General features: G+C 37.9%; 8 protein-coding genes. 1 reads left to right on the forward strand and 7 read right to left on the reverse strand.

Translation table 11 applies throughout. From position 1 onward, the window contains the following. Positions 1–100 precede the first annotated feature (100 nt). The 6 genes from Q0H92_RS05775 to Q0H92_RS05800 form a co-directional block, all read right to left on the reverse strand. On the reverse strand, positions 101–1,396 hold the full coding sequence (locus tag Q0H92_RS05775) for a hypothetical protein (RefSeq protein WP_296012846.1): 1,296 nt from the start codon (positions 1,394–1,396) through the stop codon (positions 101–103). A 1-nt stretch (position 1,397) separates the two neighbouring features. Beyond that, positions 1,398–2,186 (reverse strand): outer membrane lipoprotein-sorting protein, encoded by a 789-nt coding sequence (locus Q0H92_RS05780; protein WP_296012848.1) that lies wholly within the window; start codon positions 2,184–2,186, stop codon positions 1,398–1,400. A 49-nt stretch (positions 2,187–2,235) separates the two neighbouring features. After that, positions 2,236–3,522, reverse strand: coding sequence for an FtsX-like permease family protein (locus tag Q0H92_RS05785; RefSeq protein ID WP_296012850.1), 1,287 nt, complete (start codon positions 3,520–3,522; stop codon positions 2,236–2,238). Then, positions 3,522–4,943, reverse strand: a complete 1,422-nt coding sequence (locus tag Q0H92_RS05790) for an FtsX-like permease family protein (protein WP_296012851.1) — start codon at positions 4,941–4,943, stop codon at positions 3,522–3,524. The genes Q0H92_RS05785 and Q0H92_RS05790 overlap by 1 nt, the downstream gene beginning before the upstream one ends. Before the next feature lie 108 nt (positions 4,944–5,051). Continuing rightward, positions 5,052–6,734 (reverse strand): 2-isopropylmalate synthase, encoded by a 1,683-nt coding sequence (gene leuA, locus Q0H92_RS05795; RefSeq protein ID WP_296012853.1) that lies wholly within the window; start codon positions 6,732–6,734, stop codon positions 5,052–5,054. A gap of 238 nt (positions 6,735–6,972) precedes the next feature. Beyond that, positions 6,973–9,201, reverse strand: a complete 2,229-nt coding sequence (locus tag Q0H92_RS05800) for a DUF4954 family protein (protein WP_296012855.1) — start codon at positions 9,199–9,201, stop codon at positions 6,973–6,975. 83 nt (positions 9,202–9,284) lie between these two features. Here Q0H92_RS05800 and Q0H92_RS05805 point away from each other — a divergent pair, with 83 nt between their 5' ends. Further along, entirely contained in the window at positions 9,285–12,050 is a 2,766-nt protein-coding gene (locus tag Q0H92_RS05805) for an insulinase family protein (protein WP_296012856.1), read from the forward strand. Here Q0H92_RS05805 and Q0H92_RS05810 read toward each other — a convergent pair. After that, positions 12,026–12,649, reverse strand: coding sequence for a 5-formyltetrahydrofolate cyclo-ligase (locus tag Q0H92_RS05810; protein ID WP_296012858.1), 624 nt, complete (start codon positions 12,647–12,649; stop codon positions 12,026–12,028). The genes Q0H92_RS05805 and Q0H92_RS05810 overlap by 25 nt on opposite strands. Positions 12,650–12,671 lie beyond the last annotated feature (22 nt).

The following is a 12,671-nucleotide window of genomic DNA, read 5'->3' on the forward strand; positions in this document are numbered from 1 at the left end:
CACCTCGGTTTTTATAATGCAGAAAATCTGCAAAAATTCAGAAATATCCTATAAAATAATATTATATATATTTCCGCATAAAATCAACACAAACAGCAGTTTAATAGTCCATTTTTACCTGAATTGAGCTACCAAGCCGAATCATGTAAATTTTATTTTCGTAGTTTGCATCAACCTGATGATAGCGGACTTCAATTCCTGTGTTCCATTCAGCGTTCGGGAAAAGCCCTGATTTTATAAAGCCAAATTTCACAAGGCCGCTTTTGTCGTCTTCAGTTTCGCTTTTTATAATGTGCTGCCATTGCAAGCCAAGCTTCATGTCTTTGTTTTTTCCAAGACGCTTCAAGCCCAGGTCAAGATAAATGCGGCAGCTGTTTTTTTCAAGCTCCTTGTTGTAAGAATCCTGAAATTCAAAGTTCAAGCCGAAATTCGGATCATGACCGTCCCACAAATGATAAAATCCGCCTGTAAAAACATACTTTGAAATATCGCGGTGATTATCCGCAAGTTTTCCGATTCCCTGAAAATAAAGATCCGTTCCCCAAACAGTCCGTTTTGCTTCCGCGCCGACAGTTATCGGAGTTGAGCCAGTTTCCGGCTTTGGATTTTTTCTTCCAAAAACATTGAAAGTTGTATGGAAAAATGTCATTTCAAGAGAACCAGCCGCCGAAATATCTTCAAATTCAGGTTCTGTTGAAGTTCCGTTGTACAAAATAATTCCGGACAAAGTTCCAGTCCAAAAAGGAATGCGCAAAAGTCCAGAAACAGTGTCGGAACTGTCGCTTAAAATATTTGTGTAAAGATAACCTTGCTTTTCAATTGTCTGGCGGATTTGCTCTTTTTCTTCTTCAGTAAGCTTGTCGTAGTCGGTATCCGTATAAAGGCTGTATGCGTTTTCACCGCTGAAAAGCCTTGTGTATCCCCAGGTAGTCGCTTTTTTTCCTGCCGTAATATAAATTCTGTCCCAAATCAGATAGTCAAAATAAAGCTCGTCAAGTTTTATGGAATCTTTTTTAGGCGGAAACGTTACGCTGGTTGTTCCGCGCACAGAAAGTGTTTTGTCAAGGCGCGCCATAAAATAAATATAATTCGCCAAGTCAAAATAAACTGAATTCTTAAATTCGTTATCTTCGGAATTCTGATTGTGCTTTGTTCCGTAATATCCAAAGTCAGATTCAAAATGGCCTGTGAATTTCAGCGGAATAAAATATTCGGAAGTTCCAATCTTCAACGTTTGCTTGGAAGAAACATATTCCGAAGCATCGGACTGCTCAACAACAATATCTTCGGAATCTGAAAAAAGCAAATCGTCATCGAACGAAATATCATCTTCCGCCTGAGAAAAAGCAAGCGAAACGCAAAAGAAAAACACCGCAATAGAAAAAATCCGCTTCATTTTATTTTTCGCTCATCATTTCGAGATATGGTTTTGTGTAAACTGAATTTTCCACACGGTCAAAAGTTATATTTGTAATCGTAATCTGAGTGCGCTCGAACTGAGTTTTTTCGCCGATTTTCTTTCCGCGCAAATTGTCCGTGATAAGCATTTTTACAGGAATATAATAATTTTTACCTGAAGCCTGAACTATCTGATACGAAGGAATCGCAGTTGTTCTAAGTTTCTGTCCGGAAAGGCTGTAATCTTCCTTTTTGCGCACAAGTCCGTCATTTTTTGTAACCCAAAGATGCAATTCGGGATAATCCACATTCTGGACTTTTGCCTTTAGCACAAACATTACGCATTCGAGTTTGCCGAGCATTACTTCCGAAGAATTTTCTATTGAATAATCCCTGTAGTAAAACTGCGGCGCAAAGTCTGAATTGTTCGCGTTTGTATTTTGAAATTTGTCCCGCGCGCTTGTAAATGTGAATCTGTGGTCGGCAGGATCGTAGAACCAAATATTGTTGTCATACTGAAGATAGCCTTTTCCTTTGTCTTTTGCAGGACCTGTAACAAGAATTGTCCATTTTGACTCGCTGTCTCTGCGGTACATAATGGCTTCCGTAACATTTTTTCCTTCGCCGGGCTTTTCCTGAACAACTGAATAAAATCCTTTAAAGTCCGTTCCGTAAAAAGCTGTGTTTTCCTGCGCCTGCTTTAAAAGCTCGTCATGTGAAGCTGCAAAAACAGAAATTCCTGCGGAAACAAAAAAAACAAAGCTGACAATTTTCTTAAAATTTTTCATAGTCCATCCATTAAATATCTTAACTTTTAAATTATTAACAAGCATAAATTCATTCTGTTACAGTCAACGCCTGAACCGGAGTAATTCTTATAGCGGCTCTTAGAGAAAACAAAATCGCAGAAACTGTAGTAAAAATTATGACTGCAAAAATCAGCATTGCGCCGCCAAAAGAGTTCATGGGAACAATATATCCGTTTGTCAAAAACATATCAAACGCCGGAATAAAAGAAAAATTGAACTGCTTTACAATGAATTCCAAAAGCAAGCAAAATCCCCAGCCGCACGCACAGCCGGAAATTAAAAGCACAAGTGCCTCGCTAAGCAAAAGCAAAATCACAGAACCGCGCTCCATTCCAATCGCCTTGTAAATTCCGATTTCATTTATTCGCTTCATTACAATAACTCTGTAAGTGCTGCTGATTCCAACAACAATTATTATTACAAGAGCCGCAATTACAAGCGAAGTTATTATTTTCATCGCGTCAATTATAACGCCCAAATCTTCCATGTTTGCGTCCAAAACTATAAACGCATAAATCGGCTCGCTGAATTGCCCGGCTAAAAGCGGATCGTAAAAATCGTACTTATCATTAACCAGCTTGTACATATTGAATTCTTTTTCAAGAAGAGCCTGATATTTCAAAGTATCTTTTGCAGAAGGAACTGAATCAGGAAAAAATATTCCGATTCTATTTGCATAAAATTCCGGCGAGCAATAAGCCTTCCGCAGAAAATCAATGTCAACATAAGAAGTGTAAGTTCCAAACACGCTTGAATCTTTGAAAATGCCTTTTACAACAAGCTGAACAGTATTTATGTAGCCCGGCCCGGTTCTAAGCATAAATGTTATGGAATCTCCAGTTGAAACTTCCAGCATGGATGCGATTTTTTCTGAAATCAAAATGCCGTTTGTTCCTGCAATTCCGTCTGCGCTTCCCTGCACGTAATTGAATTTTGAAAACAGAATTTTTTCTTTTTCAAAGTCAACGCCTTTTATTACACGCTGACGGACTTCAACGCCTTCATAATAAAACGAAGCGGAATCCGCATCAAAATCAAATCTTGGAGAAACAACAGTTCCAGCCGGAAAAATTCCAGAAAGCTTTTCAACAAATTCCCGGCAGTCGTAAAATTCCAAATTATTTCTTCCGCCTAAAAACTGATAATTTCCGCCGTAATAAATTTCAGCCTTCATCGAAAGAGAAGACAACATTCCGTTTATAAGGAAAAAAGAAAAAAGCGAAACTCCGGCACCAACAGCGCAAACAAAAAAAAGAGAAATGTACTGCCGCCACCTTAAAAGCAACGAGCGGACGGAAAGCTTAGCGTAGTTCATCAGACTGCCCCCTGCATAGCCTGAACAGGATTAACTTTTAAAGCGGTTCTAACAGGATAAATCCAGCCCAAAAGCCCAAGCAAAACAGAAAGAAGCATTGACTTGCACATAATCGAAAATGACGTGGCAACAGCAAGATGGTCAGTTCCAAAAAGCTGGATCAGAAAAACATTTTTAAATTCAATGTTCATGGAAGACAATGCGGCTGTGCATATCGCTCCAAAAATGCAGCCCAGAATTCCAGCCGTTATTGTAAGCATAAAAGTTTCAGCCATGCACTGAAGCGAAACAAAAGCTCTTGAAGCTCCCTGCGCTCTTAAAGTTCCGATTTCCTGCGTGCGGTTAAGAACGTTTACAACAAGCGTATTGTTTATAATTATAAATCCCGCCACAAGAATAACAATTACGCCAACATTGAAAATTACCCGCATCCAGTAAAGATACAAAGCCGTGCTTCCAGCGGCAGTTCTCCAAGCAACAGCGCGTACCGGCCAGGAATTCTTTTTAAAAATCCGATTCAAATTTCTTATTGTCTTTTTTGGATTTTCACCTTGAGAAAGAGAGCAGACAATATAGTTCCAGGAAGAACTGTCAAAAGTTTTTGGCTCTTCCAAGACAGGCTGAATTTCTTCAAACGGATTTTCAACAACGACTGCACAAATATCTTCCGCGTCATCAAAAAGAGATTCAATATCCAAATCGCTTTCAAGCAAATCAGTTTTTTCTTCTCCGATAAATGAAGTGTCCGCAACAGATTCAGACATATCCATAAGCGAACGGACTGTAAAAGCGTCCGCAAGAACAATTCTGTCCAGCGTGGAATTTTCAACAGGATATTCATAAACACAGGAAAGTTTTGCCGCGCGGATTCTAAAAGTAGGACCGTCAACAACAAGAAACTGAACTGTGTCTCCAACAGAAATATTCATTTCTTGCACATATTTTTTTGAAAGCATCACGCCTCTTTCGGAATCTGAAAAAGGAGAGCCTTCAAGAATTTTTATAGAAGACATACATTCAAAATACTTTTCAGCAGGAACTCCAAAAATCCAGACAGGCGTTCTTTTTCCGTTAAATTCCAAGGCGGCAGTTCCAGTAACCTGCGGAACACTTTTTTCTATTTCAGGAATCGAATTCAGGCAATCTGAAATTTCACCAAAAGGAACGAGCGTATTTATTTTTGTAAGAGTTCCCGTTACTGGAGTTTCGTCCCCAAAGAGGCTCAGCGGAATATCACTTTTTGGAAAAATCGCAAGGTCGCCTGTAAAACTTTTGGAAAAAACTTTTTCAATTCCGTTTTCTGTGCTGTCAAAAACTGAATTTATAACAGCCATAAGCATAACGGCAAATGCAATAAAAAGAACAATAACAAACGAGCTTTTTCTTGATATGATATTCTTGAAAGCCAAATAAAAAAGCATTTTCAGTCCCGGAAAAAAAATTACAGCCGCCCCAAAATAAGAGCGACTGCATTATAACAGATTTTTCTATGCAATTCAATGAAGAAAAATTTCTGAGTTTTCTAAAAGCTATTTTATCTGGTTCAAGGCGCTTACAACAGCGTCAACACCGGCGCGGCCAACGTTAGTTGATTTTCCAGCTCCCCAGTACTGGTTTCCATCTTCGCACGTAATCTGCACATAGGCGACTGCGGAAGTATCGTTTCCTGTTCCAATGCTGTGCTCATGGAATGCCGTTATGCTGAACTTTGGAGCCGGAATTTCAGAAAGCGCACCAGCAAATGCGTCAAGAGGTCCGTTTCCTGTTTTTCCGATTGAATAGCGTTTTCCCTTCCATTCAACAACAGCGCGGCAAGAAGTAGATTCGGAATTTTCTTTTCCTTCAAGATGAGTTTCCGCCAAATCAACAATCGAAAGATTTCCTTTTGCTTCAAGCCAATGCTTAACAAACAAATCGTAAATTTCAGACTTGTCAAGCTCACGCTGAGATTCGTCGGCAGCTTTCTTTATCAGCTCGCCAAGAGCCGGATGCATTGCCTTTGGAAGACAAATTCCGTATTCCTGCTCAAGAATGTAAGCCGCTCCGCCTTTTCCAGACTGGCTGTTGATTCTGATGATTCCCTCGTACTGCCTTCCGATGTCGTGCGGATCAATAAGAATATAAGGAACATCCCAAAGCGCGTTTTTAGGCATTTTTGTGCGCGCCGCCATTCCTTTTCTGATTGCGTCCTGATGGCTTCCGCTGAACGCAGTAAACACAAGCTCGCCAACATAAGGAGTGCGCGGATTTATTTCCATTTCCGTAAACTTTGTATAAAGCTCGCCGACACTCTGAATGTCATGGAAATCAAGCTGAGGATCTATTCCTTGGCTGTACATATTCAAAGCAACATTCACGATGTCGAGATTTCCTGTCCGCTCTCCATTTCCAAAAAGGCAGCCTTCAACTCTGTCTGCTCCGGCAAGCAAAGCAAGCTCGCAGGAAGCAACACCTGTTCCGCGGTCATTGTGGCAGTGTGTGCTTATAATTATGTTTTCGCGGTCGGAAATATGCTCTGCAAAATATTCAATCGCATCTGCATAAACATTCGGAGTGTAGCATTCAACTGTTGTCGGAAGATTCATAATAATCTTGTTGTCCGCAGAACAGCCCCATTCATTTTTTACAGCCTCGCAAACTTCAACCGCATAGTCAATTTCAGTGTGTGAAAAACTTTCCGGGGAATATTCAAGGCGGATTCTTTTTCTGTCTTCGTCGGAAAGGCAGGACTTTATGCACTTTACGCCGTCAACCGCAATCTGCTTGATTTCTTCCTTGGATTTATTGAAAGTATATTTTCTCTGCGCCGGAGAAGTTGAATTGTAAATATGGAAAATCGCCTGCTTGCATCCTTTGAGAGATTCCATAGTTTTCTTTACAAGAGCCTCTCGCGCCTGGCACAAAACCTGAATCGTAACATCATCAGGAATGTGATTTTCTTCAATAAGACGGCGGATAAATTCATATTCAGTGTCGCTTGAAGCCGGGAAACCAACTTCAATTTCCTTAAACCCAAGCTTTACAAGAAGGTCAAAAAACGCAAGCTTTGTGTCAATTCCCATTGGATTTACAAGAGCCTGATTTCCATCTCTTAAATCAACAGAACACCAGATTGGAGCCTTTGTTATTTTGTTTGAAGGCCATTTTCTGTTCGGAAGCTCAATGTCGCCAACGCGCGCATACTTTCCGTTTGGATTCATACTTGCAGTCATAAATACTCCTTGTTTTATAAAAATACATTTTAATATAAAAAAAGACCTGCCGCCAAACGACAGGTCTGTAATTTACAATAATAAGCAACTTACTAGCAACCGTCAGTTCGGCAAACAAAAGAGAAATCTAGTGCTAGTAGAAGAAGTGCTTTTTTCATACAGATAGACTTTACAGCAAAGCACATAACGATGTCAAGAGAATGAAAGGACTTTCAAGGATCCCCCCCCAAAAAAAAACTCAATGCATAAGCACAAAAAGCTTGTTCAGCGAATTCGTAAAATCTTCCGTTGAAGCCTTGAGTTTTTTCAGGAACTCGTCATCGCACAAAGTTCCAAGCACAGCATTTTTTTCCTCTTCATTTCTGAAAGTTATTGAGCGGAAATAATCTGTAAAATCTTTTTCACGTATAGAAATTGAAGATTCAAGCATATTCATTGCAACAAAAGCAACATCCTGCAAAAGATCTTCAAAATCGCTGGCATCGAATTCTGTAATTTTCTTGGAATAAAGAAATTCTATTATATAAACGGAATAGCGCGCCTTATATTCTGTGTAGTTTTTCTGGCAGTCATCATAATAAGCGTGAACCTGCTGCCAATTATTTATGCAATGCGATTTTATTTTTTCAAAAAGCTCTTCAACTTTTTCTTCTGGAATCAGCTGGCCGCCAACATTGTACCATTTTGTATAAAGCGGAATTTTTTCAATCTCATCAAAATCAGCCGGGCAAAGACTTTCGCGGTTGTTTTTTAAAACATATTCCATCAAACTTTCAGCCGCAAAATATTTTAAAACACGGCGATATTCCTTGTAGCCTTGCGCGGGCTTGTAAATAATCGCTCCGAATTTTTTCTGGCAGCGGTCGTCAACAAGAAGAAATTTTGAATCCGAATTCTGATGAAGATAATCTTTTGCAATCTGAAGAAGCGACGCGGAATCCTTTGCAGACTTTGCCAGCTCCCGGAATTTTTCAAGAAGCTCAGGATTGGGATTTTCCTTTGTCATTTTCCGGCAGTCATCAGACGGAAGCTTTAAATATCTTGAAGTAAGCTCAACAAGCCTGTTAATAGAAAAAATAATTTCCTGCACAGTATCTGGAGCAAGCGGATTCGTTTCAATATGCTGGACTTTTATAAATCTTTTGTCGCGCGACTGGAATTTATATTTATTGCGCACAATTGCAAACATATTATGCAAAAACCAGTAAGCAGGAATAATGTGAACGGTGCAATCTTCATAGCTTGGAGCGACCAAAGAAAATGGATAAGTTATATTCAGTTCATTTACATAGCTGCCTTTTGAAGCAAGAACAAACGAAGCGAATTTTGAATCAAACTTAAAATCAGAGCAAAGTCCCGGCCAAAATCCGCGGCCAGCAATCATTTCGCAGTCAGGACTTCTTGAATTATGGTTAGAGCCAATCGTCGCCGCCGAAGCTATATTGCTCTGCCCCATCACAGTTGAAGCAATCAAGAATGAAGAATTGTGATGCTGCTCATGGAACGGAAAAATCAAGTTATTTAAAAGCTCGCAGCATGAAACTGTAGAATTGTCTCCAAGCACAGAGTTTAAAAGACGCGCGCCGTATTTCAAGTGGCAGTTTCTTCCAATGACAAAACGGACTGCAATAGCCTGATAAAAAACATGGCTTCCGTAGCCCATTATTCCATTGACCATTTCCACGCCTTCTCCAATCTGGCTAGGCTCATCTTCCGAAGAAAGAATTGTAATATTTTTTAGCTTGAGAGCGCCTTTTATGTAAGCGCATGAGCAGACTTTTACATCTTTTAAAAGCGTTGAATTTTTTATGACAACATCATCTTCTACAATTCCATAAGTTCCAGTTTCTTTTGATTTCCCAAATTCAGTAAGCTCGACAAAACGCTGCATAAGTTCTTTGTCTTCGCGGAATCTTGACCACAAAAAAGCATCAGCCGGAATCATTTCAGCAAAAGGAAGAACTGCGCGCCGGTTATTTTCGTTGCCAACGCCAATCCAAATTCTATTTGACTCAGGGTCGCCTTCTTTTAAAAGTCCCTCTCCAAATTTAGAATGCTCCGTGCAGGATATTTCCATTATATTGAAGAGAATTACACGTGAGCCGATTTTGTAGTTTTCAAGATACCTTACATTTTGAATAGCACAATTATCGCCAATGCAAACATTCTTTAAATTTGAACTGTAAATTCCTGTGCGCAGCTTTAAATCATGGAACGAAATTTCAGAATCGAAAAGTTCTCCAATAATAACAGTTCCAGAAAAATCGCTCTGCCGGATTTGCGACGGATTGAATTTTCCATCTTCAGAGCTTACAAAAAAATTTTTCCATTCAGGGTCAGACGAAGAGTTTCCGTTTTTTTCCAGAACTGCAATTTCTTCAGAAGTAGGATTTCGCTTTCCCTTTATAAAATCAGGATTTATTTTTTTTAAATTATTTATTTTACAAGCCGGAGTTATTTTTAGCATAATTACCATTATATACGATAAATTTAAAAAAGCAAAGAAATATTTCAATTGGAAAAAGCAAACATGAATGTTATAATGAAGCCATGCCAAAAAAGTTTTTTTTATGCGCCGCATTTTTTTTCTGCATTGAATTTGTTTTTTCTCAAGCCGAATCAGCAAAGGAAAACAAGCCGGAACTAAGCATTTCAACACTTCAAAACGGACTCACAGTTTTTATAATTCCAGATGAAACAAGCGCGCTTTTAAATGTTGAGCTTGTTGTAAAAGCAGGTTTTTCAAGCCAGACTTCATCTACCGCCGGATTTTTTCCATTGTACACAAGGCTTTTTTCAAAATCAGAAAAAGCAAAAGAAATTTTAAAAGCGTTTTCGATACAATCAGAATGCAATGCGGATTCTTCAATTTTCAAAGCAAAAGTTCCGCCTGAAAATCTGAAACTTTACTTGGAGCAAATTGCACAATGTGCCGCCTCGCCAAATTTCAGCGACAAGGAAATTGAAGATGAACTTTCGCAAATGAAAAAAGAAAGCCTTGCATATTCAAAAAGCACAACTGGATTTATAAACAGCGCAATTGACTCGCGGATTTTTTACAAAGAACCGTGGAAACATGACTCTGGAATTTATCCTGCAATTTTTTCTGGTTACAACACAAGGCAAGCAAGGGCAATTTTGTACAATTTTGTTTCAAAAGAATTTTACACGCCATACAACAGCGCGCTTTTTATCACAGGAAATATAACTGAAAAAAAAGCACTGGAAATTTCTCAGGAAGCATTTAAAGACTGGAATTCCAAAAGCACAGATTCAACTTTTAAAAAATTCAAAACTGAAAATTCACAGCAAAGCAAATGCAAAAAATTTGTTCTTGCTGCAAAAGAGTTTTCCCCGGAGCTTACACAGATTGTTGTTCAATACACTTCACTTTCTCAAAGCCAGGCAGATATTTTGTCATGCGCTTTCAACAATGCAAACTCAAAATACAAAACAATGCTTCCTCAAATTCCAGAACTGAATATAAGGAGCGCAGATTTTATAACCGCAGCTTCCGCAATAAAAAATGGAAACTCAAGATTTATTTTGCAAGCATTAATTGAAGAGCCTTCAAAAGGAAAAAGCATCGCAGACCAAGCGCAAACTTTTTTAACCGCAGCAACTGAATGCGCAAATCTTACCGAAGATGAAATAAAACTTGTACAAAATGAAATAATAAAAAAATATCAAGAGCTTACAGGAAATTCCAGCAATCTAATTTCAAAGCTTGCAGAATTTTGGGCAATGAACAAATTTGAAACGCCGGAAAATTTTTACCAAGGATTTGAAGAATCTGTTTATCAAGTAGAAAATGAAACAACAGAAAATATTTCAAAAACAATTTTAAATGAAGAGCCTTATATTTTTTTGCTTGTAAATAATTCTGTCTATAAAAAAAATAAAAAATCATTTGACGAACAAGGATATGAACTTGTAACACAAGAAAACGCTTCTTGGTACACAAATGAGCTTCTTGCAAAAAAAGCAAAGCAAGAAATGCAAACAGCACTTGAAAAATCCAAATCAAACAAAAACCCAACGATAGAAATAAGACCAGCAGATTACTTTTATTTTAACAGCATTGAATCCATAAAACATCAAGAATTGAAAAATGGAATTCCTGTCGCAGTAAAAGAAAACCCGAACTCAAAAACTGTCGCAGTCTGCATTTCGATTTCTGGAGGAAAATTTGCTTCCCCAGAGTCGGAAACGATTTTAAGAGCTGTTTTAATTTCCGCAGTTGCAAAAAATTCAAAAATAGAAAACATAAAAAATCAAACAGACGAAACAGCTTCATACATTTCATTTGAAGTCTTTAAAGAAGAACTAGAAAATGCGCTCAAAAAAATTTCAGACGCATTGATTTACGGAACAGTTTCTCCAGTTCAGGCAGACTTGCTTTTTAGAGAAGAAGGATATGAACAAAGAATGAAAAACGCAGACTTAGGTTTTCAAATGAAATCAAATGCTCTTGCATATCTTTACCGCTCAACTCCATTCAGCAAAGTTTTTAAAACAGAAGAAAAAGAACGCAACTCGTCTTCGTACCAAGCATTGCTTTTGGAATACACAAAACTTTTGAACGCTTCATTGTACTCAATTGCAATTTGCGGCGATGTTGAATTTGACAAAGCCATAAAATATTGCCAAGACACATTTGAAATTTTAAAGGAACAATCCGAGCGAAAAGAACTTGCTCTTCCAAAACCTTCATTCAAAAACAAAGAAAGAAAAGTCCAGCTAAAGCACATTTACACAACAGACCTTCCTGCAAACCTTGCGCCAAAAGATTCTCCAAGACTTGTTCCAACAAAAAATTTTTCTGACCCGGCGCAGATTTATTTTAAATCAACAGACGACACAGTTGAAGATGTGGAAATTTTCAATTCGCTGCTTTCAACCTTATGTACAGAAATTCAAAATATTCTCGGAAATGAAATTTCATGCAAAACAGAAAAAGCTTCAACAAAAATTCCAGTCGGAACAATTCAAGCAGACGAATTAAAAAGAACAGGAATATTTTTTAACGCTTACAAAACTGCAAGAGAAAAACTCATCAAAGAACTTTCGGAAGAAGAAACTCAAAATTGGGCTTGTGAAAAAATAAAAATTCAATGGAAGCAAAAAAATCTTTTCGCAACACAAACCAACAGCGGAACTGCAAAGCTCATGGCTTCATTTCAGAAAAAAGAACAGTATTTGACAAATTATCTTTACATTGAAAATTCTTTGCCGCAAGATTTTTTAGATGCAATAGAAAAATATTTTCCAGAAGAACCATTGATGAAAGTTTATTCTGTTGACTCAAAGAAATAGCGTTTTTTATCTGAAAAAACTGAATCCATAAAAATGTCGTTTCCGTCAACAGGAATATTTTCTTTTATCTGAAAATCAAAGCAAAGCCCAGCTAAAAAAAGACTGCAATTATTCTGGACACATTTTTTCTTCAAATCAGAAAGGTAAATATCATAAAATCCCATTCCGTGCCCAAGCCGCTGTCCTTTGTTTCCAAAAGCCACTCCCGGAACAACAACGCAGATTTTCTTCTTTGCAAAGTTTTCAGCATTGAATAAGTTTTCTTTTTTTTCAATCGGCTCGCTAATTCCAAATGCGCCAGTTTCAAACTGCTTAAGAATTTCCATTGAATTGTCAAGAATGTAAAAATTCATTCTTTGAGTTTTAGGAACAACTTTTGGAACTGCAACAATTTTATTTTGCATCATAAGCGCGTGGTTCATTTCCAACGGTGAAATTTCATTTTTTAAATCTATATAAGAAAGCACAATGTCAAAATCATTTTTCGTGATAAATTCAAAAAGCAAGCCGCACGCTTTTTTTGACGCAACAATTTTTTCATTTGCGCTTACTTCGGACAATTCAGTTTTCAAAAGCTTCCTAAGTTCATTTTTTGTCATACAAAAATATTAAACTATTTAA

This window comes from uncultured Treponema sp. (assembly GCF_934725225.1).
In the GTDB taxonomy this organism is placed as follows: Bacteria; Spirochaetota; Spirochaetia; order Treponematales; family Treponemataceae; genus Treponema_D.